22 protein-coding genes are annotated in these 21,224 nt (G+C 63.8%); 17 read left to right on the top strand and 5 right to left on the bottom strand.

What is annotated here, in order from left to right:
- Positions 1-66: 66 nt before the first annotated feature.
- The 12 genes from rpsP (at position 67) to ung (ending at position 12,215) form a co-directional block, all read left to right on the top strand.
- Positions 67-306 carry a 30S ribosomal protein S16 gene (gene rpsP / locus V3388_RS08710; protein ID WP_336367137.1) on the top strand — a complete coding sequence of 80 codons (240 nt, stop codon included), beginning with the start codon at positions 67-69 and terminating at the stop codon, positions 304-306.
- 26 nt (positions 307-332) lie between these two features.
- On the top strand, positions 333-860 hold the full coding sequence (gene rimM, locus V3388_RS08705) for a ribosome maturation factor RimM (protein ID WP_336367136.1): 528 nt from the start codon (positions 333-335) through the stop codon (positions 858-860).
- A gap of 3 nt (positions 861-863) precedes the next feature.
- Positions 864-1,610 (top strand): tRNA (guanosine(37)-N1)-methyltransferase TrmD, encoded by a 747-nt coding sequence (gene trmD / locus V3388_RS08700; RefSeq protein WP_336367135.1) that lies wholly within the window; start codon positions 864-866, stop codon positions 1,608-1,610.
- Positions 1,611-1,647: 37 nt separating this feature from the next.
- Positions 1,648-2,004, top strand: a complete 357-nt coding sequence (gene rplS / locus V3388_RS08695) for a 50S ribosomal protein L19 (RefSeq protein WP_273135089.1) — start codon at positions 1,648-1,650, stop codon at positions 2,002-2,004.
- A 78-nt stretch (positions 2,005-2,082) separates the two neighbouring features.
- The gene (xerD, locus tag V3388_RS08690; RefSeq protein ID WP_336367134.1) at positions 2,083-2,991 is read left to right on the top strand and encodes a site-specific tyrosine recombinase XerD; all 909 of its coding nucleotides are present in this window, start codon (positions 2,083-2,085) and stop codon (positions 2,989-2,991) included.
- A gap of 163 nt (positions 2,992-3,154) precedes the next feature.
- Positions 3,155-3,910 (top strand): DsbC family protein, encoded by a 756-nt coding sequence (locus V3388_RS08685; protein ID WP_336367133.1) that lies wholly within the window; start codon positions 3,155-3,157, stop codon positions 3,908-3,910.
- Positions 3,911-4,000: 90 nt separating this feature from the next.
- Positions 4,001-5,302 (top strand): homoserine dehydrogenase, encoded by a 1,302-nt coding sequence (locus V3388_RS08680; protein ID WP_336367132.1) that lies wholly within the window; start codon positions 4,001-4,003, stop codon positions 5,300-5,302.
- An 11-nt stretch (positions 5,303-5,313) separates the two neighbouring features.
- The gene (gene thrC, locus V3388_RS08675) at positions 5,314-6,714 is read left to right on the top strand and encodes a threonine synthase (protein ID WP_336367131.1); all 1,401 of its coding nucleotides are present in this window, start codon (positions 5,314-5,316) and stop codon (positions 6,712-6,714) included.
- Positions 6,715-6,720: 6 nt separating this feature from the next.
- A complete protein-coding gene (gene recJ, locus V3388_RS08670) occupies positions 6,721-8,454 on the top strand; it encodes a single-stranded-DNA-specific exonuclease RecJ (protein WP_336367130.1) in 1,734 nt (577 codons plus the stop codon).
- Between the two features lie 317 nt (positions 8,455-8,771).
- Positions 8,772-9,867, top strand: a protein-coding gene (gene prfB / locus V3388_RS08665; protein WP_336367129.1) for a peptide chain release factor 2 whose coding sequence is annotated in 2 segments (ribosomal slippage) — positions 8,772-8,843 and positions 8,845-9,867 — 1,095 coding nt in all. Because the reading frame shifts where the segments join, the coding sequence is not laid out codon by codon here.
- A 62-nt stretch (positions 9,868-9,929) separates the two neighbouring features.
- On the top strand, positions 9,930-11,465 hold the full coding sequence (gene lysS, locus V3388_RS08660; RefSeq protein ID WP_336367128.1) for a lysine--tRNA ligase: 1,536 nt from the start codon (positions 9,930-9,932) through the stop codon (positions 11,463-11,465).
- Positions 11,466-11,483: 18 nt separating this feature from the next.
- Entirely contained in the window at positions 11,484-12,215 is a 732-nt protein-coding gene (ung, locus tag V3388_RS08655; RefSeq protein WP_336367127.1) for a uracil-DNA glycosylase, read from the top strand.
- Between the two features lie 240 nt (positions 12,216-12,455).
- On the opposite strand, the gene V3388_RS08650 is transcribed toward ung, so the two are convergent.
- The 5 genes from V3388_RS08650 to nadB form a co-directional block, all read right to left on the bottom strand.
- Positions 12,456-13,289 (bottom strand): HDOD domain-containing protein, encoded by an 834-nt coding sequence (locus V3388_RS08650; protein WP_336367126.1) that lies wholly within the window; start codon positions 13,287-13,289, stop codon positions 12,456-12,458.
- Between the two features lie 66 nt (positions 13,290-13,355).
- Positions 13,356-14,363 (bottom strand): CAF17-like 4Fe-4S cluster assembly/insertion protein YgfZ, encoded by a 1,008-nt coding sequence (gene ygfZ / locus V3388_RS08645; protein ID WP_336367125.1) that lies wholly within the window; start codon positions 14,361-14,363, stop codon positions 13,356-13,358.
- On the bottom strand, positions 14,360-14,848 hold the full coding sequence (locus V3388_RS08640; RefSeq protein ID WP_336367124.1) for a hypothetical protein: 489 nt from the start codon (positions 14,846-14,848) through the stop codon (positions 14,360-14,362). Before V3388_RS08640 ends, ygfZ begins: the two co-directional genes overlap by 4 nt.
- Entirely contained in the window at positions 14,832-15,101 is a 270-nt protein-coding gene (locus V3388_RS08635) for an FAD assembly factor SdhE (protein WP_336367123.1), read from the bottom strand. The genes V3388_RS08640 and V3388_RS08635 overlap by 17 nt, the downstream gene beginning before the upstream one ends.
- A 30-nt stretch (positions 15,102-15,131) precedes the next feature.
- Positions 15,132-16,739 (bottom strand): L-aspartate oxidase, encoded by a 1,608-nt coding sequence (gene nadB / locus V3388_RS08630; RefSeq protein ID WP_336367122.1) that lies wholly within the window; start codon positions 16,737-16,739, stop codon positions 15,132-15,134.
- A gap of 140 nt (positions 16,740-16,879) precedes the next feature.
- Between nadB and rpoE the strand changes: the two genes are divergently transcribed.
- From rpoE to V3388_RS08605, 5 genes are all read left to right on the top strand, one after another.
- Positions 16,880-17,572 carry an RNA polymerase sigma factor RpoE gene (gene rpoE, locus V3388_RS08625; protein WP_442915622.1) on the top strand — a complete coding sequence of 231 codons (693 nt, stop codon included), beginning with the start codon at positions 16,880-16,882 and terminating at the stop codon, positions 17,570-17,572.
- Between the two features lie 11 nt (positions 17,573-17,583).
- Positions 17,584-18,111: a sigma-E factor negative regulatory protein gene (locus V3388_RS08620; protein WP_336367121.1), complete on the top strand. Its 528-nt coding sequence runs from the start codon at positions 17,584-17,586 to the stop codon at positions 18,109-18,111.
- Positions 18,112-18,131: 20 nt separating this feature from the next.
- Complete coding sequence (locus tag V3388_RS08615) at positions 18,132-19,178, top strand: MucB/RseB C-terminal domain-containing protein (protein ID WP_336367120.1); 1,047 nt, start codon at positions 18,132-18,134, stop codon at positions 19,176-19,178.
- The gene (locus tag V3388_RS08610) at positions 19,175-19,624 is read left to right on the top strand and encodes a SoxR reducing system RseC family protein (RefSeq protein ID WP_336367119.1); all 450 of its coding nucleotides are present in this window, start codon (positions 19,175-19,177) and stop codon (positions 19,622-19,624) included. The genes V3388_RS08615 and V3388_RS08610 overlap by 4 nt, the downstream gene beginning before the upstream one ends.
- 85 nt (positions 19,625-19,709) lie before the next feature.
- Positions 19,710-21,182 carry a DegQ family serine endoprotease gene (locus tag V3388_RS08605; protein ID WP_336367118.1) on the top strand — a complete coding sequence of 491 codons (1,473 nt, stop codon included), beginning with the start codon at positions 19,710-19,712 and terminating at the stop codon, positions 21,180-21,182.
- Positions 21,183-21,224 lie beyond the last annotated feature (42 nt).

The raw sequence follows: 21,224 nt of genomic DNA, 5'->3' as shown, positions 1-21,224 counted from the left end.
CGCCATCCGGTGTATGGCGGCGCGAATCGTACAAAGTTCGTACAACAGAACAGGATATTGGTCGAAATGGTAACAATCCGTTTGGCTCGCGGCGGCTCCAAGAAGCGCCCGTTCTACCATCTGACAGTCACTGACAGCCGTAACGCCCGTGACGGTCGTTTCATTGAGCGTGTTGGTTTCTTCAACCCGATCGCCCGTGGCCAGGAAGAGCGTCTGCGCGTTGATCGTGACCGCGTCAACTTCTGGCTGCAGAACGGCGCCCAGGCGTCTGATCGCGTTGCCCAGCTGCTGAAGGCGGCCGGCTGAATTACGCAACACCCGGGGTTCATGGCATGACAGCAACGTCGCAGGAAACTGTGATTGGCCAGATAACCTCGGTGTTCGGGGTCAAGGGGTGGCTGAAAATCTACTCCTACACAGACCCCAGGGAAGGCATTCTGGAGTACCCGGACTGGACGCTCTCGCTCAACGGGCAGCGTATCCCGGTCAAGGTTGAGGAAGGTCGCCGGCAAGGCCAGGGGATCGTCGTCAGGCTCAAGGGTATCGATGATCGCGACGTTGCCCGCACCTACGCGGGCGCGGACATCCTGGTGCCGACCCGCGCCCTGCCGGAGTTGCCGGAAGGGGAGTACTACTGGTTCCAGCTTGAGGGTCTGGCGGTGTTTACGCCGGACGGTGAGTGCCTCGGCAGGGTGCATCACATGCTGGAGACCGGCGCTAACGACGTGCTCGTTGTGCGCGCCACGGAACAGTCTATTGATCAGCGGGAGCGGTTGATCCCGTATCTGCCGGACCAGGTGGTCCAGTCGGTGGATCTGGCTGCAGGCAAGCTGGTGGTGGACTGGGACCCGGAGTTCTGACGGGTGTGGATTGGCGCAGTCAGTCTGTTTCCCGACATGTTCCGGGCGGTGACCGAGTTTGGTATTACCGGCCGGGCGGTTCGTGAGGGTCTGCTGACGTTCGAGTGCTGGAATCCGCGGGATTACACGCACGATCGCCATCGCACCGTGGACGACCGGCCCTACGGCGGCGGCCCGGGCATGCTGATGAAAATCCAGCCGCTGCGGGACGCCATCCACGCCGCAAGGGAAGCGTCACCGGGTAAGGCCTGTGTGGTCTACCTCTCGCCCCAGGGCGAGCCGTTGACCCAGGAGGTCGTGGAGTCGCTGGCGGAGGCCGGACACCTGATCCTGGTGTCGGGTCGGTACGAAGGCGTCGATGAGCGCCTGATCGCGACGGAAGTGGATCGGGAGGTGTCGCTGGGCGATTTTGTCCTGTCCGGCGGCGAGCTGGCGGCGATGGCCGTCGTGGATGCGGTCACGCGGCTCATCCCGGGCGCGCTGGGCCATGCCCAGTCCGCCGAGCAGGATTCGTTCGCGGATGGTTTGCTGGACTGCCCGCACTATACCCGGCCCGAGGTTTACGAAGGTCAGGCGGTGCCGGAAGTGCTTTTGGGTGGCCACCACGAACAGATTCGGCGCTGGCGTTTGAAAGAGGCGCTGAGGCGTACCCGGGCGCGACGTCCAGACTTGCTCGAACATCGGGCTCTGTCGGACGAAGAGCGGGAGCTGCTGGAAGAAATTTTGAACGAACCGGGTGTCTCCGGTTGACCGGAACACAGAAAGATTGGGTATCAGGAGCATTACGATGAGCGGCAAGAACAACATCATCAGTCAGATCGAAGCAGAACAGATGACCAAGGAAATCCCCGCGTTCGCGCCGGGTGACACCGTGGTCGTTCAGGTACGTGTTACCGAAGGCAACCGCGAGCGTCTTCAGGCGTTCGAGGGCGTGGTTATCGGCAAGCGTAACCGGGGCATGAACTCCTCCTTCACCGTGCGCAAGATCTCCTACGGTGTGGGCGTTGAACGTACGTTCCAGACCTTCTCCAAGTTGATCGATAGCGTCAGCGTGAAGCGTCGCGGTGACGTTCGCCAGGCCAAGCTCTACTACCTGCGCGACCTGTCCGGCAAGGCGGCTCGCATCAAGGAAAAGCTGGGCTGATCGACCGGTGTCGATCTGGTCTGAAAGAGGCAGCCTGAGGGCTGCCTTTTTTGTCGGTGACGAACCGGTGGCCGGCCAGTGACCCTCCGTCCCGAGGATGAAGCGGTTCTGTCCCGTTTCCTCGATGCGCTCTGGCTGGAGGATGGTTTGAGCGAGCAGACCCGCTCAGCCTATCGGGGCGACCTGGCCCGACTGTCCGGCTGGTTGGCTCAACGTCCCGGCGAGCCCACGCTCACCGGTGCCGGGCGCATGGAGCTGCTAGCCTGGCTGTCCCACGGGTTTACGCAAGGGGTGAAAACCTCAACGGCCGCCCGCCGTCTGTCCGGTGTTCGCCGTTTTTACCGGTATCTCAAGCGGGAAAACCTGATCGCAGAAGACCCGACTCTGCGGATCGACAGCCCGAGTCTGCCCCGTCGGCTGCCGGATGCGCTCACCGAAGCCGAGGTTGACGATCTGCTGGCCGCGCCCGACCCGTCTATCCCGCTGGAACTGCGGGACCGCGCGATGCTGGAGGTGTTGTATGGTTGTGGGCTGCGAGTGTCCGAGCTCACCGGCCTGAGAGTGGACCAGGTGAACCTGCGCCAGGGTGTGATTCGCATTGTGGGCAAGGGCAACAAGGAGCGTCTGGTGCCCCTGGGCGAGGAGGCGGTCGATTGGTTGCTCCGCTATATGAAAGAGGGCCGGGCCGTGTTGCTCAAAGGGCAGGCCAGCGACGCCCTGTTCCCTGGCAACCGCGCCACCGCCATGACCCGCCAGACCTTCTGGCACCGCATCCGCCAGTACGCTAATCGGGCCGGTATCGCCAAGCCGCTGTCGCCCCATACCCTTCGGCACGCGTTCGCCACCCATCTGCTCAATCACGGGGCGGACCTGCGGGTGGTGCAGATGCTGTTGGGGCACGCCGATCTCTCCACCACCCAGATCTATACCCACGTTGCCCGGCAGCGCCTGCAGAGCCTGCATCAGGCCCACCATCCCCGAGGTTGACCCGCACTGCTCGCCGGTCGGCGAGCTTGTGATATCCTGCTGAACTTCCATCCGCGACGGATGTCGGATCGTAACATCGCCGGTGTACCCTGATGCGTTGCGCGAACACCTGATGTATCGCCGGGCCCGTGCCCCGGCTTCACTTACCGAACGGAAGTCCTTCATGACCCAGACCACCCCTATCAAACACGCCACTGTGGCGGCCGTCCTGGCCGCTGTCTGTCTGTTGTGTGCCCTGGCCGCGCCGGCAAGCGCCGGAGAGGTTGAGGACCGGATCGCCAAACGTCTGGCGGATGCCGTGCCGCAGTTTCAGGTTGAATCGGTCCGGCCGACCGAGACCGACGCTCTCTATGAGGTACGCAGCCGCGCCGGTGAAATCATCTACACCACCGCCGATGGCCAGTACCTGCTCACCGGTGACCTGCTCAAGATCACCGATTCGGGTATTGCCAACGTTTCCGAGCAGGCGCGTGCGGACCAGCGCAAGCAACTGCTCGACGATTACGGCACCGACGCCGCGATCACGTTCCCGGCCAACGGCGAGCAGAAAGCGGAAATCAGCGTGTTTACCGACATTGACTGCCCTTACTGCCGGAAGCTGCACCACGAAATCAAGCAGATCAACGATTACGGCATCACCGTGCACTATTACGCTTTCCCGCGCTCTGGCCCGGATACGCCATCGTTCTTCAAGTACGTGTCCGTCTGGTGCGCCGACGATTCCCGCGCCGCGATGACCCGCGCCAAAGATGGCAAGGACGTGCCCTCCGCCACCTGCGAGAACCCGGTGCGCGCCCAGTATGAGCTTGGCGGAAAAGTCGGCGTCACCGGTACGCCGGCCATCATCCTGGAGGATGGCAATATGATCCGGGGCTACGTGCCCGCCAAAACCCTGGCCCGGGGCCTTGGCCTCCTGTGATCCGGGACTTATTACGGCGCTGCTGAATCGGTATACTAGGCGGCCACATCGGACCATCCACCAGCACCCATTGGAATCAGAGGTGAGAGTTTGAAAGACGTCAGTGTCGGAATCTGCGGACTGGGAACCGTCGGCGGCGGTACATTCACTGTGTTGACGCGCAACGCCGGGCTGATTGCCGGCCGTGCCGGCTGCAACATCCGCATTGCCCGGGTGGCCAGTCGCCGCCATCGGGACGATCTGGACCTGGGGGATGTGCCGTTCAGTACCGACATTTATGACGTCATCAACGATCCGGACATCGACATAGTGGTTGAGCTCATTGGCGGTTACGACGCCGCCAAGGAGCTGGTGTTGGCCGCGATTGCCCAGGGCAAGCACGTGGTCACCGCCAACAAGGCGCTGATCGCGGTACACGGCAATGAGATCTTCGAGGCGGCGGAAAAGGCCGGCGTTGTGGTGGCCTACGAGGCCGGCGTCGCCGGCGGCATCCCGGTGATCAAAGCGGTTCGTGAAGGCATGGCCGCCAACCGGATCGACTGGATCGCCGGCATCATCAACGGCACCGGCAACTACATCCTCACCGAGATGCGTGCCGGCCGGGAGTTCGGGGAAGTGCTGAAGGAAGCTCAGGCCCTGGGCTACGCCGAGGCGGACCCGACCTTTGACGTAGAAGGCATTGATGCCGCCCACAAGCTGACCATCCTTGCATCCTCCGGTTTCGGCGTGCCGCTTCAGTTCGAGAAAGCCTACACCGAAGGCATTTCTGCCATCACACCCTACGACATCGCCCACGCTGAGCTGCTGGGCTACCGGGTCAAGCACTTGGGTATCGCCCGGCGCCGGGACGAGGGCATCGAGCTGCGGGTGCACCCGACGCTGGTGCCCCAGAGCCACCTGATTGCCCAGGTGGACGGCGTGCTCAATGCCATCCTGGTGGACGGCGACGCCGTTGGCCAGACCATGTACTACGGTCCCGGCGCCGGTGACGAAGCCACCGCCTCTGCCGTCATTGCCGACATCGTTGACGTGGCCCGGGTGGTCAGCATCAACAGCCAGATGCGCATTCCGTATCTTGGCTTCCGGCCGGAGTCCATGGAAGACCTGCCGGTGCTGCCCATGGACGATGTGCAGTCCGCCTACTACCTGCGTATCCAGGCCTTTGATCACCCCGGGGTGCTGGCCAAGATTGCCGCCATCCTGAGCGAACACGGCATCAACATCGAGTCGATCATGCAGAAGGAATCCGAGTTCAAAGATGGCCGGATTCCGGTGATCATCCTCACTCACACCGTTCAGGAGCGCCAGATGAACCTCGCCATGGAGGATATGGAAGCCCTGAGCGAGATCGATGGCAAAGTCGTCCGCATTCGCGCTGAAAACTTCAACTGACAGGTAACGACGTGAGATACATCAGCACTCGGGGTGACGCCCCGGCCCTGGGCTTTGAAGACGTTCTTCTGACCGGCCTGGCCACCGACGGCGGCCTGTACGTGCCCGAATCCCTGCCGCATTTCAGCCTGGAAGAGATTCGCAGCTGGCGCGGGCTGCCGTATGCGGACCTGGCCTTTAACGTCATGTACCCGTTTGTGGAGGACGCCATTCCGGCCGACGATTTCCGCACCATGCTCCACGACACTTACAAGGTGTTCAGCCACGATGCGGTCGCGCCGCTGGTCCAGCTGGACAGCAACGAGTGGGTGCTGGAACTGTTCCGCGGCCCGACCCTGGCGTTCAAGGACTTTGCCCTGCAGCTGCTCGGCCGCTTGCTGGACTATGTGCTGGAGAAGCGCAACCAGCACGTGGTGATCATGGGCGCCACCTCCGGCGATACCGGCTCGGCGGCCATCGAAGGCTGTCGTCGTTGCGAGCACGTGGACATTTTCATCCTGCACCCGTATCAGCGGGTATCGGAGGTCCAGCGACGCCAGATGACCACGGTGATGGGAGACAACATCCACAACATCGCGGTGAAGGGCAACTTTGACGACTGTCAGCGCATGGTCAAGGAGAGCTTTGGCAACCAGGGCTTCCTGGGCGGCAAAACCCAGTTGGCGGCGGTGAATTCCATCAACTGGGCCCGGATCATGGCCCAGATCGTTTACTACTTTCAGGCCTCCCTGGCGCTGGGCGGGCCGGATCGCAGCATGGCGTTCTCCGTTCCCACGGGCAATTTCGGCGATATTTTCGCCGGCTATCTGGCCCGGAAAATGGGCCTGCCCATCAGCCAACTGGTGATTGCCACCAACCGCAACGACATCCTGCACCGATTCATGAGCGGCAATAAATACGAGCAGCACCAGCTCGAGCACACTCTGTCGCCGAGCATGGACATCATGGTGTCCAGCAACTTCGAACGCCTGCTGTTTGACCTGCACGGTCGGGACGGTGCCGCGGTCAAAGCCCTGCTAGAAAACGCCGCCAAGGGTCCGGTCAGCATCGAGGACTACCGCTGGAAGCACGCCCGGAAACTGTTCGACAGCGATGCGGTGGACGACAAGACCACCTGCGACACCATCCGCGAGATCTACCAGCGTAACGAGTACCTGCTGGACCCGCACACCGCCATCGGCGTGCGCGCGGCCCGTAACTGCCGCCGGGATCCGGCGGTGCCGATGATTACCCTGGGGACGGCTCACCCGGCCAAGTTCCCGGACGCGATCGCTGAATCCGGCCTGAGCGTTAAGCCCCAACTGCCCGCCCATATGGCGGACCTGTTCGAGCGGGAAGAGCGTTACACCGTGCTCGACAACAACGTGGCCGAGGTGCAGGGCTTTATTGCCAAGCACTGGAAAAACGCCTGATCCGGCATGGTTCCGAAAAAGATCCTGCGCCGCCCCCAGCCTGCTGATCTGTCTGGCTGGGGGCACAATCTGCCCCCGATCCTCCGCCGCCTGTACGCCGCCCGCGGCGTGCGGTCCGATGACCAGCTCCAGTACACCCTGAAACACCTGGCTTCGCCGATGCAGCTGCGCGGGATCGACCGGGCGGTCGAGATCCTGGCTGAGGCCATTGAGCGCCGGCAGCGGGTGATGGTGCTGGGGGACTTCGACGCCGACGGCGCCACCAGCACGGCGGTGGCCATGCTGGGCCTGTCAATGCTCGGGGTTGCTGCTATCGATTTTCGGGTGCCCAGCCGGTTCGCCGATGGCTATGGCCTCACGCCGGGCATCATCCACCGCCTCCGGGACGACGGCGACCTGCCGGACGTGCTGGTGACCGTTGATAATGGCATCTCGGCGATTGAGGGCGTCCGTGTCGCCAAAGAGCTCGGGGTAAGGGTGGTCGTCACCGATCACCACCTGGCGGGCGACCAACTCCCGGATGCCGATGCGATCGTCAACCCCAACCAGCCGGGCTGCCCATTTCTGAGCAAGAATGCGGCCGGCGTCGGGGTGATGTTCTATGTGCTCACCGCCCTGCGAAAATACCTTCGAGACCACAACCGGCTGCCGGACCCTGAGCCCAATCTCGGCACCCTGCTGGACCTGGTCGCCCTGGGCACAGTGGCAGACGTGGTGCCCCTGGACCACAACAACCGTATCTTCGTGGAGCAGGGTATCCGCCGCATCCGAAAGGGCGAAGCGCGCCCGGGCATCCTGGCGCTGCTGAACGTGGCGGGGCGGGATCACACGGAGATCAGCGCCACCGATCTCGGCTTTGTCGTTGGCCCCCGGCTGAACGCCGCCGGCCGCCTGGACGACATGAGCATCGGCATTGCCTGCCTGCTGGCGGACGACCCGGACGACGCCCTGCGGCTGGCCCGGGAGCTGGATACCTTCAACCGGGAACGCCGGAGCATAGAAAAGGACATGAAAGCCCAGGCCCAGGAATTGCTGGCGTCCATGTCCCTGGACATCGACGGCCTGCCCTGGGGCCTCGCGCTGTTCGATCCGGACTGGCACCAGGGCGTGATCGGCATCCTCGCCGCCCGCATTCGGGAGCAGACCCATCGGCCCACCATCGCCTTCGCCCCGGACGACGACGGCGAGCACCTCAAAGGCTCGGCCCGCTCGATTCCCGGCCTGCACATCCGCGACGCCCTGGCCGTGGTGGACGCCAAGCACCCGGGCCTGATGAAGAAGTACGGGGGCCATGCCATGGCCGCCGGCATGACCATCGCCAAAGCGGATCTGGACGCCTTCACCGCCGCCTTCGACCGGGCCGTCCGGGATACCCTGACCGCGGACGACCTGGAAGCCGCTATTGTCACCGACGGCCCGCTGGCGTTGAACGAACTGAACCTGGACACCGCCTACCTGCTCAAGCGCGCCGGTCCCTGGGGGCAGCACTTTCCCGAGCCGGTGTTCGACGGCGAGTTCCGCGTGGTAAGCCAGCGGATTGTGGGCGAAAACCACCTGAAGCTGGTACTCCAGCCGGTGGAGGGCGGCGGCATTATTGACGGCATCGCCTTCAACACGGGGCCGGAAGTGCCAGACTACACTCGAAGTGGGGCAAGGGTGGTGTACAAACCCGACGCCAACAGCTTCCGGGGGCGGACCAACCTGCAACTGCTGGTGGATTATTTGGAGCCGCTGGGCTAGGCGGCAGGTGGGAGAAAAGCGGGGGTCTGACCCCAGGGGGTCAGACCCCTTGGGGTCACGCGCTGGAAGTCCCGAGAAAAGTCTGGGCGCCTGGTGGGGTAACGCTGTCCGGAAGTGTCGAAAACAGGGATGTTTTCGTCAAGCGTACAGGGACGTATTCACCGCGTCTTCCGGACAGCGTTACCCCACCCGGAGCGTGCTCCGGAGTTCCGGAAGCAGGCCACCCTCCGGTCAGCAATAGCTGATTTAACACCCGGAATCGGTTAGAATCCGCCCCCTGTTTATCGCACCCAAACGTCAGAGCGAGACCCGGATTCATGGAAATCAATCCCATCGTGACCAAAATCAAAGAACTCCGCGAGCGCACCGAAGCGCTTAGGGGGTATCTTTGACTACGATCAGCGCAGCGAGCGCCTGGTTGAAGTAGAGCGCGAACTCGAACTCCCCACCGTCTGGGACGACCCTGAGCGGGCCCAGGCCCTGGGCAAGGAACGCTCCGACCTTGAGCTGATCGTCAACACCATCGACACGCTTACCAACGGCCTGGCCGACGCCGAAAGCCTGCTGGATATGGCCGTGGAAGAGGACGATGAGGGCACTGTCCAGGACATCGTCCGGGACCTCGAAAGCCTTGACGGCGAGCTGGAGAAGCTCGAATTCCGCCGCATGTTCTCCGGCGAGATGGACGCCAACAACGCCTACCTGGACATCCAGGCCGGCTCCGGCGGTACCGAGGCTCAGGACTGGGGCAACATGCTGCTGCGTATGTACCTGCGCTGGGCGGAACGCCGCGGGTTCAAGGCGGAAATCGTCGAGCTGCAGGAAGGGGAAGTGGCCGGCATCAAGAGCGCGACCATCCACGTCCAGGGCGACTACGCCTACGGCTGGCTGCGCACCGAAACCGGCGTGCACCGCCTGGTGCGCAAATCCCCGTTCGATTCCGGCAACCGCCGCCATACCTCGTTCTCCTCCGTGTTTGTATCCCCGGAAGTGGACGACAGCTTCGAGATCGAGATTAACCCGGCGGACCTGCGGGTGGATGTGTACCGTGCCTCCGGCGCCGGCGGTCAGCACGTTAACCGGACCGAATCCGCCGTGCGGCTGACCCACAACCCCACCGGCATTGTGGTGGCCTGCCAGGCCGGCCGAAGCCAGCACCAGAACAAAGATCAGGCCATGAAACAGCTCAAGGCCAAGCTCTTTGAGCGGGAAATGCAGCTGCGCAACGCCGAGAAGCAGAAGCAGGAAGACGCCAAGTCCGACATCGGTTGGGGCAGCCAGATTCGCTCCTACGTGCTTGACGACAGCCGCGTGAAGGACCTGCGCACCAAGGTCGAAACCAGCAACACCCAATCGGTGTTGGACGGTGATATCGACAAATTCATTGAAGCCAGTCTGAAGATGGCGCTGTAACGGCGCCATTGCACCCGGCACTCGAACCCAACCCAGAGCAACCGACTCTCCAGTGAGCCAAGATGACTGACCAGACCCAGAACGCCGCAACGCACGAGGACAACAAGCTGATTGCCGAACGCCGCGCCAAACTGGCGGCGCTGCGCGAGCAGGGCAATGCCTTTCCCAACGACTTCCGCCGCGACGCCACCGCCGCCGAGCTGCAGGAACAGTACGGTGACAAGAGCAAGGAAGAGCTGGAGTCCCTCGGCATCCAGGTGGCCATCGCTGGCCGCATGATGCTCGATCGAAAGGCGTTCAAGGTGGTCCAGGACATGACCGGGCGCATCCAGATTTACGCCTCCAAAGACGTCCAGAAAGACTCCCGGCACTGGGATTTGGGTGACATCGTGGGCGTGCGCGGCACCCTTTCCAAGTCCGGCAAGGGCGATCTGTACGTGAACATGGACGAGTACGTGCTGCTCACCAAATCCCTGCGCCCGCTGCCGGAGAAGCACAAGGGTCTCACCGACACCGAAGCCCGTTACCGGCACCGGTACGTTGACCTGATGGTCAACGAAGACAGCCGCCGCGTGTTCCAAGCCCGCTCGAAGATCATCAACGCCATGCGCCAGTACTTCACCGAGCGGGACTTCATGGAGGTGGAAACCCCCATGCTCCAGGTGATCCCCGGCGGCGCCACCGCCCGTCCGTTCGTAACCCACCACAACGCCTTGGGCATCGACATGTACCTGCGCATCGCGCCGGAGCTGTTCCTCAAACGCCTGGTGGTCGGGGGGTTTGAGCGGGTGTTCGAGATCAACCGCAACTTCCGCAACGAAGGGCTGTCCACCCGGCACAACCCCGAGTTCACCATGGTCGAGTTCTACCAGGCCTACGCCGACTACAACGACCTGATGGACCTGACCGAGGACATGCTGCGCACCATCGCCCGGACGGTTCTGGGTACGACCACCGTCACCAACACCCGGGTGCTCAAGGACGGCAGCGAAGAGACCATCGACTACGACTTTGGCAAACCGTTTGAGCGGCTGACCGTGGTGGACGCCATCCTCCGCCACAATCCGGACGTCACCCGGGAACAGATCGCGGACCCGGAACAGGCCCGCGCTATTGCCAAGAGCCTGGGCATCTACATCAAAAACGGCTGGGGCCTGGGCAAGGTCCAGATCGAAATCTTCGAAGCCACCGCCGAGCATCGCCTGATGCAGCCGACCTTCATCACCGAATACCCGAAGGAAGTCTCGCCCCTGGCCCGCTGCAAAGACAGCGACCCGTTCGTCACCGAGCGCTTTGAGTTCTTCGTGGGCGGCCGTGAAATTGCCAACGGCTTCTCCGAGCTCAACGACGCCGAAGACCAGGCCGAACGCTTCCAGGCCCAGGTGGCGGAAAAGGACGCCGGCGACGACGAAGCCATGTTCTACGACGACGACTACGTCATGGCCCTGGAATACGGCCTGCCGCCCACCGCCGGCGAAGGCATCGGCATCGACCGCCTGGCGATGTTGCTGACCGACTCGCCGTCCATCCGCGACGTCATCCTGTTCCCGGCCATGCGCCCGGAGCACAAGGCAGACGCCCACGCAGACAAGGACTGAACGGAGCCCGATACGGCCATGACTCCCGCTGAGATTCTCGCCGGCCAACTCAAATCCGGTCGTGGGTGGGATAGCCACCTGGCCGGCGAATTCCAGCAGCCGTACCTGCAACAGCTCGCCGCCTTCCTGGCGAGCGAGGAGCAGTCGGGTAAAGTGCTTTACCCGCCCAGCACCCACTGCTTTAACGCCCTGAACAGCACCCCGCTGGACCAGGTGAACGTGGTCATCCTCGGCCAGGACCCTTACCACGGGCCTGGCCAGGCCCACGGCCTGTGCTTCTCGGTACGCCCGAACGTCCCGCCGCCCCCGTCCCTGGTCAACATCTTCAAGGAAATCGAAACCGACCTCGGCATCGCGCCCCCGGACCATGGCTGCCTGCAGCCCTGGGCAGAGCAGGGCGTTCTGCTGCTCAACAGCGTGCTCACTGTGGAGCAGGGCAACGCCGGCGCCCACCAGGGCAAAGGCTGGGAAACCTTCACCGACGCCGTCATCGACGTGATCAACCGGGAGCGGGAGGGCGTGGTGTTCCTGCTCTGGGGCAGCTACGCCAAAAAGAAAGGCCAGCGCATCGACCGCAACTGCCACTTCGTCCTCGACGGCCCGCACCCGTCGCCTCTGAGCGCCTACCGCGGCTTCTTCGGCTGCCGCCATTTCTCAAGGGCAAACCAGTGGCTGGAGCAACAGGGAAGGGCGCCGGTGAACTGGGCGTTGCCGAGCAAGGCGGAGTTGTTGGAGCGGTATAAAAAGTAGGTGTTACGGGGTTTTGAAGGCAACTGAAACGTAGTCTTCGAGGCGGGACCGGCTCCCAAAACCGTGCGGAGCCATGGATGGCGGAGCCGAGCGTACAAGGATGTATTTACAGCGTGTTTTGGGAGCCGGTCCCGCCTCGAAGACGGACAGGCAGCGCAACGTGTCTATAGCGGTTCTGGGAGTAAGACGCCCGCCGAGAAGGCGGGCGCCTTACTCCCAAAACTCAAAAGCCAGGCATGATTACTGCAGCAACGCCATCGCCGCTTCCATCTGAGCGTTGAGATCCTCCTCCTCGCTCATGTCGATGTTCGGGTCCAGCCCCACGCGGTCGAAAGCCGATATTGTCGTCCAGTCCATTTCCGCCCACGGGTGCTCGCTGCCAGCCACCAGTTGCAGATTGGCCACCATCACCAGATCCGCGTAATCCGCCGCCGGCGCCTTGCGACCAAAGTTGGCGTACTCCAGCGGCACGTCCTGCAATTCCTTCGGGAAGTCCCATTTCTTCAGAATCAGCGACCCGATGCGCGGGTGCAGCTCATCGATCACATTATCCAGCATGATACTGCTGATCTGAATGTCCTGATCCTCAACGTACCGCAGGATCGGCAAAACCCCGATCAGATGCACCAGGCCCGCCAGCGTCGCCTGATCCGGCTTCAACTTCGTATAGTGCTGTGCCAGAACGTGGCACACACCCGCGACCTCCGTGCTTGTCTGCCAGGTTGCCCGCAGCCGCTTATCAATCATGTCCGACGTCGCCTGGAACATCTGCTCCATGGCCAGCCCCATCGCCAGATTGCTGGTGTAGGCCATCCCCAGACGACTCACTGCCATGTTCAGGTTCTCAATCGCCCGGGCGCCCCGGAAAAGTGGGCTGTTACACACCCGGATGATGCGGGCAGAAAGCGCCGTATCATTGCTGATTACCTTCACCAGATCGGCAATGGCGGAATCCTCGGATTCGGCAATATCCCGCACCTGAAGGGCGACTTCCGGCAGCGTCGGCAGCACCAGTTTATCGGCCTCAATGGCCGCGATCAGATCCGTTTTGATGGTCTCGATAATGGTCGGCATAATCGGTGTATTCCACGGGTAACTTTAAAGACGTTATAACAAATTCTGCCGGCTTTGCCTGTCAACTTATGTATCGGCCGCCGCTTGCTCCGGCACAGCGTAGGGCAGCGGTTGCCGGGTTAGCGAAGTTCCTGCGATGGCCAGCGACTGGTCCAGGGCATCGTGGCGGATCACGGCCAACAGCTCTGCACTGCCATCGGCAAATCGGACCTGGGTGATCAGGTCGCCCACCGTCCGGTCGCCGGACTGGATCGGGGCTTCCGGGTCCACGGGCATCGGCGCAGAAAACCGCGCCAGGCTCTTCTTCAACTGCCCCAGAAAGTGCATGCGTGCGATCACTTCCTGGCCTGTGTAGCACCCCTTGCGGAAGTGTACCCCACCGAGGTGCTGCCAGTTGAGCATCTGCGGCACAAACGCCTCCTGGGTGCGGGGCGATAGCTCCGGAATGCCCGCCGCAATCTCGCTGGCGGCCCAGTCGGCCTCCTCCAGCCTGGGTAATGCGCCCCAGTTGGGGGCGTCGGCCCCCGCCGCTGGCAACTGCCAGAACTGATAGCGGGATACGCCGCGGTCATCCGGTTCAACCCGAATGAGAACCCCGGCCGCCAGTGTCCGGGCATCCCCCGGCGCTGCCAGTGCCTCGGTGGCTGCTGCGTCCAGTGCGCGGGCAGCGTCTTCGCCAATCAGACCCCAGACCATGGCGCCGTCCACAGGCGCCATGGTGGTACCACGAAACAGCATCAGATACTTGCGCAGGCGGCCGAGCACGTCATCGGCCAGCGCGGTCGGCAGGTCCACCAGCACATCGTCGCCAAGGCGGTAAAGACGGGCCAGGGCGTAGGCTCGTCCCTTGGGAGTGCTGGCCGCGGCCCGGGGGGCCCGGGTCTCGCTGACGTCGTCCAGGTGCTGGCTGAACTGGCCCTGCAAAAAGGCCACGGTGCCGGGCCCGGTTACCCGCAGCAGGGTGCGGCTGGCCAAACGGGCGACGCCGATACTTGGCCGTGGCAGAATCGCATTGCCGGGCTTGTCCACCGGCGAATTGGCCGGTGTTGCCCCGGCTTCGTTGGTATCGGTCATGACGGCTCCTGGTCCGGAAACAAAGGCCGTTGTTCGGTCCGGCGCGGGCCCAGGCGCAGCCACTGGCGCAGGCGCCTGAGCTGGTCCGGCGCGGTTACGTTACCAGGGCACCCGCGGGACGGAGCCAGAAGAACAACGGGAATACGTGAGAGTGTTGTGCCGGACGGCCGCAGTTTCAAGGCGACCAGCCAGGGGCCGATGCGGCTGTCCGGGGCTGGATCGACCGGCAGCACTCGCCCATCGGCCAGGGTAGCCTCCACCTGATCCGCGCGAACGGAAAGTCCAACCACGGCGCTCGGGCCGGACAGCCGGCCAACTCGCCAGTATTGGCGCAGACCTGCCGCCAGCGGCAGCGCCGCAACGGCCATGGAAGCGTTGGGAAACAGGGCGGCGGCCAGAGTCACCGCCAGGGCCAGCCAGGGCAGACCGGCCAGCCAGCCAGCGGCCGGGCAGGGTGTCAGGGTCAGCTCAATCCGGCTGGACACGGTTGAGGATCATATCGACGATGCGCTGAAGGTCCGGGTCCTGGGGACGGCTGCGCTGCATGAACCACTCGAACATGTCGGTGTCCTCGCAGCTCAGCAGCTTTTTGTAGCGGGCCTTGTCGTCCACCCCGAGCGTCGGGTAGACCTGCTCAACGAACGGCACCAGCAGCACGTCCAGCTCCAGCATGCCTCGGCGGCTGTGCCACCAGAGCTTCTTGGATTCAATGTCGTCAGAGGGAATCAGGCTGGTCATGGTTTCTCCGCCAATAATCGGATGAATCGGTCAGGACGACGGCGTCTGGTAGCTCGTCGGAACCAGAATGGTATCACGGGCGTCCGGTTGCAGGCCCGGATAGTCCAGGGTGTAGTGCAGGCCCCGGCTCTCTTTGCGTTGGAGGGCCGAGCAAATGATCAGGTCGGCCACGGTTACCAGGTTGCGCAGCTCCAGCAGATCGTTGGAAACCCGGTAGTTCGAATAGAACTCGGCAATCTCACGGGACAAAAGATCGACCCGGTGCTTGGCGCGCTGTAGCCGCTTGGTAGTGCGCACAATGCCGACATAGTCCCACATGAAGTGGCGCAGCTCATCCCAGTTGTGGGAAATCACCACGTCCTCATCAGAGTCCCGCACCTGGCTCTCATCCCAGTCCGGTGCCGCCGGCGGCGCAGGAATGGTGGTTGCCAGCCGGGTAATGTCTTCGGCGGCGGCCCGTCCGTATACCAGGCACTCCAGCAGCGAGTTGCTGGCCATGCGGTTGGCGCCGTGCAGTCCGGTGAAAGCGGCTTCTCCAACGGCGTAGAGCTGGCTGATGTCGGTGCGGGCGCGCTCGTCGGTCATAATGCCGCCGCAGGTATAATGGGCGGCCGGCACCACCGGAATCGGCTCCCGGGTGATGTCGATGCCGTAGCCCAGGCACTTCTCGTAGATGGTGGGGAAGTGCTGCCGGATGAAGTCGGCCGGCTGGTGGCTGATGTCCAGGTACACGTGATCGATACCCAGGCGCTTCATTTCATGGTCGATGGCGCGGGCGACGATGTCCCGGGGGGCAAGCTCCCCGCGGTCATCAAACCGGTCCATGAACCGGCTACCGTCAGGTAGTTTCAACAGCCCGCCTTCGCCCCGTACCGCCTCGGTGATCAGGAATGACTTGGCGTGAGGATGGTACAGGCAGGTTGGATGGAACTGGTTGAACTCCATATTGGCGACCCGGCAGCCGGCCCGCCAGGCCATGGCAATGCCGTCGCCGGAAGCGCCGTCCGGGTTGGTGGTGTAGCGGTAGGCCTTGGAAGCGCCGCCGGTGGCCACCACGGTAAACCGCGCCCGGAACAGCTCTACGTGGCCGGTATCCAGGTTCAGGATATAGGCGCCTACGCAGCGGTTGCCCGGCAGGGACAGTTTGCGGTTGGTGATCAGATCCACCGCCACCCGGTTGGACATCAGGTGGACGTTTTCCCGGGCCTGGGCCTGCTGGGTCAGGGTGGTGGACACCGCGTGACCGGTGGCGTCCGCCGCATGGATAATCCGCCGGTGGCTGTGGCCGCCTTCCCGGGTCAGGTGGTAGTGCTCGCTGTCGGTCTCCCGCGTGAAGTCCACCCCCGAGCGGATCAGCCAGTCGATGCTCTCCCGGCTGTGCTCCACGGTGAAGCGAACGGCGTCCTCGTGGCACAGCCCGGCACCGGCGTTGAGGGTGTCCTCAATGTGATTGTCCACCGAGTCCTGGTCGTCCAGAACTGCCGCAATGCCACCTTGCGCCCAGAGGGTGGCACCGCTGCTGATGTCGGTCTTGCTGATGACGCCGATCGACAGGTGGGCGGGGAGGGTAAGGGCGACCGTCAGGCCGGCGGCGCCGCTGCCGATGATGAGCACATCGAATTCGTGAGACTGTGGCATTGGGTGGATATCGCAGGCCATAATGTGGTCGTGTATTGAACTAAACTTTACTGCTGCTGTCTATTTGGCCTGACAACGCCGGTGCTGCAGCCCGCTTGGGGCGCGGCTCCGGCAATCTCATTGGACAATGGGCAGCCGCTATGACACAGACAGGTCTCGCACCGGCCATTCCCCTGGCCGACACCGAAGGAACCCGCACCGGCCCATGGTCCATGACGCCTGAACAGACGCAGTACCCGGGAGAACAGAGCGACAGCCAGACCGATCTACAGCTGGTCCGCAAGGTGCGGAACGGCGACCGTTCGGCGTTTGATCTGCTGGTGCTCAAATATCAGTCCCGGGTGGCCGGAATCATCAGTCGCTATGTGTACGACAGCCAGGAAGTGCTGGACCTCACCCAGGAAACGTTCGTGAAGGCGTATCGCGCCATCGGCCGCTTCCGGGGCGACAGCGCCTTCTACACCTGGCTGTACCGGATTGCCGTCAACACCGCCAAGAACTATCTCGATGCCCGGGGCCGGCGGCCCCAGGGCAGCGCCGACGTGGCTGAAGCTGAGGCGTTCGAGGAAGGCGCGCGGCTGCGGGACCCGGCGTCACCGGAGCGCCTGCTCCAGCGAGAACAACTGCAGCAGGCGTTGTCCCAGGCCATTGCGGGGTTGCCCGAGGAGCTGCGCTCGGCCTTCCTCCTGCGGGAGTACGATGGCCTCAGTTACGAAGACATTGCCCGAATTCTGGATTGCCCGATCGGTACGGTCCGATCCCGGATTTTCCGCGCGCGGGACGCCGTGGACCGGCACCTCGGGCCCCTGCTCAATCACACCGAGTCAATGTGAGGTGGCACCCGATGGATGACCGACTCAGAGAAACGCTGTCTGCCATGATGGACGACGAAGCCGACGAACTGTCGGTTCGTCGACTGCTGTCTCACCCGGACCAGCATCAGGTGCAGGAACAGTGGCGCCGCTGGCAGCAGATCCGTGACGTCATGCACCCCGGTCCAGCGTCATCCGGCCGCGTGGATGCCCATGGGCTGGACGTCATTGCCGGGGTTCGGGAAGCTCTGGACGGCGCCGCCCTGGACCGGGCTTCGGCCGCCGCCTCGGACGCGCCGGCACCGGCAAGGCACCGCTGGCGCTGGTCGGCGGCGGCGCTCGTGATGCTGTCCCTGGGGGTCGGCTTTGGCGCCGGTGCCGGCTGGGAATCCGGCGATGATCCTGTGGTGCAGGACGTTGCCCTGAAAGGCCTGGACCAGGAACAGTGGGCCCAGATGAATCGCTACCTGCTGGAGCACGCCCAACACAACAGCGTCGGTGCGGGCCGTGGTTCCATGGGCTATGCCCGCCTGGTCAGCGTGGCCGGCCATGCCTATTGACGTCGGAGCCTGATCGCACCATGCCGTACCCGCTGCTGATGCCCTGCCGTTCCCGCGCCACCCTGGCGACCCTGATGCTAACGCTTCTGTGCCTGGCGCTGCCGGTCAGCGCCCGGGCGGAAGGAGCGCGCACCGCCGCCGAGTGGCTGGCGCGGCTTGGCCCGGCCCTGAACACCACCAGCTATCGGGGGGTGTTTGTCTACGCCCGGGGTGATCAGGTGCAGTCCATGCAGATTGCCCACCGGTTTCGCGACGGCATGGTGGAAGAGCGCCTGGTGATGCAGGACGGCGGCGCCGCCGAGATTGTCCGCCGGGGCGCCGACGTGGTGTGCGTGCTGCCGGACCAAGGGCGTGTTCGCCTGGACCAGGTGGTACCGTCCGGGCCCTTCGCCGAGGCGGTGAACCGCTCTTTCATGCCGGGGGACCGCTGGTACGATACCCGCCTGATGGGGCATGACAGAGTCGCCGGGCACAAGGCCGTGCGCATCACCCTGGCGGCCCGGGACCGATACCGCTACAGCCACGAACTCTGGCTGGAATCCGACACCGGCCTGCTGGTCAAGAGCCAGGTTCAGGACGCCGACGGCCGAGTGCTTGAGCATTTCCAGTTCACCAGCCTGACACTGACCGACGATTTTCCGGAAGACGCCTTCACCCTCCCGGGCAAGGGCCGTGAAACCCGTCGGATGCCGACCGACGGCACGAACGCGGTGCCGGGCCCTGCGGCAGCACCGGGGGAGAGCAGTCCCGGCGCGACGACCCGGATGGACGACTGGCGCCTGGGCTGGCGGCCCGACGGTTTTGAGCCGGCGGCGACGCCGCCCAGTGCTCGCCAGCATGCGGTTGCCTACTCTGACGGCCTGGCCTCGTTCTCCGTGTTTGTTGAACCGGCCCGGGCGCGGGACATGCCGGAGGGCGTCTCCCGCATCGGGGCCACCACGGTGTTTGGCCGTGTGAGGGACAGTCAGGACCACCGTTACCGCATCACCGTGGTCGGTGAAATTCCGCCGGAAGCGGCCCGGCGCATCGCCGAGGCGGTGACCATGCGGGGCCCGGGTGGATCATGATTACCGAACAGGGCCTGGTCGTGGCCGTGCAGGGCGATGATGTGTGGGTGCAGACCATCCGCACCAGCGCCTGCCAGAGCTGTGCCGCCCGCAGCGGCTGCGGTCAGCGCTCGCTGGCGCGGCTGTCTGCCGGGCGGGCAAACCAGGTCAGGGTGGCCAACGCGTTGTCGGCGGCCGTTGGCGATCGGGTCACCCTGGGGATCGAAGAGTCGGCCGTATTGAAGGCCTCGGCGGTGGTGTATGCCCTGCCGCTGATTACGATGCTGTTAGGCACGCTGGCCGGAAACGCGCTTGCGCCCGGGGGCGATTCTGGAGCCCTGATCGGGGCCTTGGCGGGGCTGGCCGGGGGCTTCGCCGTCAGCCGCCGGGCCCAGCGTAGTGCGGGTTTGCGGGCGGCCCCGGTGTTGATGGCCGTGGAGTCTGTCGGGCCTGTAATCTGTCGATAAATCCTACCGTTTCGTAAGTTGAAAAGCCCCGTCTGCACCGAAACACTCTGTAGACGAGTTCATCAAAAAGAACAGGGGGTTGATCATGAGTGAATCCAATGTCATCGAGAGCCAGCGCACACCCGCGTTCCGGTCCGTCCGGAGCGCGGGGTGGGTGGCGTTTCTGAGCTGCCTTCTGGTGGTGCTCTGGAGCCAGGCCGCATCGGCCCGGAGCCTGCCGGATTTCACCGATCTGGTGGAAGAAAACTCCGACGCGGTGGTGAACATCAGCACCACCACTGAGCCCAAGGGAGGCCCTGGCGTGCAGGGTATGCCGTTCTCCCAGGACCAGATTGAGCAGATGCCGGAGTTTTTCAAACGCTTCTTCGGTGGGCCCCAGTCGCCGTTCAACGGGGGCCAGGGTAACGCCGAGCCGCGCCGGTCTATCGGGTCGGGCTTTATCGTCTCCAAGGACGGCTACGTGCTGACCAACAACCACGTGGTGGACGGCGCCGACAAGATCATCGTTCGCCTGAGTGACCGGCGGGAACTGCCGGCCAAGGTGATCGGCACGGACGCCCGTTCGGACATCGCGGTTCTCAAGGTGGATGCGAAGGACCTGCCGGTGGTGGATATCGGCAAATCCAAAGACCTGAAAGTGGGTGAGTGGGTGTTTGCCATTGGCTCGCCGTTCGGCTTTGACCACACCGTGACCGCAGGCATCGTCAGTGCGGTTGGTCGGTCGCTGCCGACCGAGAACTATGTGCCGTTCATCCAGACCGACGTGGCGATCAATCCGGGCAACTCCGGTGGTCCGCTGTTCAACATGGACGGTGAGGTGGTCGGCATCAACTCCCAGATCTATACCCGCTCCGGCGGCTTCATGGGGGTGTCGTTCTCCATTCCCATTGATGACGCCATGAACGTGTTCAAGCAGATCCGCGAGAAGGGGACCGTTTCCCGGGGCTGGCTGGGCGTGCTGATCCAGGAGGTTAACCGGGATCTGGCGGAGTCCTTTGGCTTGAAGCGCCCCCGCGGCGCGCTGATTGCCGAAGTCATGGATGGGTCGCCCGCGGCCAAGGCCGGTCTCCAGTCCGGTGACATCGTTCTGGCCTACAACGGTGAGGAGATCCAGTTCTCCTCGGACCTGCCGCCGCTGGTGGGCCGCACCGCCGTGGGCGAAACCGCCGAGCTGACCGTGCTGCGGGGCGGCGATGAGAAAACCATCGACGTCACCATTGGCCAACTGCCCGCCGAAGACAGCAACCAGGGCAGTGCCGCGCCCGGTAACAGCGCCGGCCCGTCCAACGCGCCACTGGGCCTGAGCGTACAGCCGCTGCCGTCCGGCATGGCGGACTCCCTGGATATCAAGGGGGGTGTCGTGGTCACCGGTATTGGTGCTGGCGCCGCACTTGAGGCCGGCATTCAGCCGAGGGATGTGATCACCGAGATCGACCGCAAGCCGATCCGGTCCGTGGACGACTACACCAACGTGGTCAAGGACCTGAAAAAGGGTAAAGCGGTGTCGGCCCGGATCATCCGGGAAGGTCATCCGCTGTACCTTGTGATCAAGCCCTGACCGGGCGCTGAACCCGACACGCCCGGGCCCCTGGCCCGGAAT

It is taken from the genome of Marinobacter sp. C2H3 (genome assembly GCF_037080155.1).
Taxonomy (GTDB): Bacteria; Pseudomonadota; Gammaproteobacteria; order Pseudomonadales; family Oleiphilaceae; genus Marinobacter.
This window is presented reverse-complemented; position numbering and strand designations above follow the sequence as displayed.

Bases quoted from the DNA above. Each gene is read 5' to 3' on its own strand.
- rpsP (WP_336367137.1), top strand. From the start codon at position 67: ATGGTAACAATCCGTTTGGCTCGCGGCGGCTCCAAGAAGCGCCCGTTC.
- rimM (WP_336367136.1), top strand. From the start codon at position 333: ATGACAGCAACGTCGCAGGAAACTGTGATTGGCCAGATAACCTCGGTG.
- rplS (WP_273135089.1), top strand. From the start codon at position 1,648: ATGAGCGGCAAGAACAACATCATCAGTCAGATCGAAGCAGAACAGATG.
- V3388_RS08685 (WP_336367133.1), top strand. From the start codon at position 3,155: ATGACCCAGACCACCCCTATCAAACACGCCACTGTGGCGGCCGTCCTG.
- recJ (WP_336367130.1), top strand. From the start codon at position 6,721: ATGGTTCCGAAAAAGATCCTGCGCCGCCCCCAGCCTGCTGATCTGTCT.
- lysS (WP_336367128.1), top strand. From the start codon at position 9,930: ATGACTGACCAGACCCAGAACGCCGCAACGCACGAGGACAACAAGCTG.
- ung (WP_336367127.1), top strand. From the start codon at position 11,484: ATGACTCCCGCTGAGATTCTCGCCGGCCAACTCAAATCCGGTCGTGGG.
- V3388_RS08650 (WP_336367126.1), bottom strand. From the start codon at position 13,289: ATGCCGACCATTATCGAGACCATCAAAACGGATCTGATCGCGGCCATT.
- ygfZ (WP_336367125.1), bottom strand. From the start codon at position 14,363: ATGACCGATACCAACGAAGCCGGGGCAACACCGGCCAATTCGCCGGTG.
- V3388_RS08635 (WP_336367123.1), bottom strand. From the start codon at position 15,101: ATGACCAGCCTGATTCCCTCTGACGACATTGAATCCAAGAAGCTCTGG.
- nadB (WP_336367122.1), bottom strand. From the start codon at position 16,739: ATGCCACAGTCTCACGAATTCGATGTGCTCATCATCGGCAGCGGCGCC.
- rpoE (WP_442915622.1), top strand. From the start codon at position 16,880: ATGACACAGACAGGTCTCGCACCGGCCATTCCCCTGGCCGACACCGAA.
- V3388_RS08620 (WP_336367121.1), top strand. From the start codon at position 17,584: ATGGATGACCGACTCAGAGAAACGCTGTCTGCCATGATGGACGACGAA.
- V3388_RS08615 (WP_336367120.1), top strand. From the start codon at position 18,132: ATGCCGTACCCGCTGCTGATGCCCTGCCGTTCCCGCGCCACCCTGGCG.
- V3388_RS08610 (WP_336367119.1), top strand. From the start codon at position 19,175: ATGATTACCGAACAGGGCCTGGTCGTGGCCGTGCAGGGCGATGATGTG.
- V3388_RS08605 (WP_336367118.1), top strand. From the start codon at position 19,710: ATGAGTGAATCCAATGTCATCGAGAGCCAGCGCACACCCGCGTTCCGG.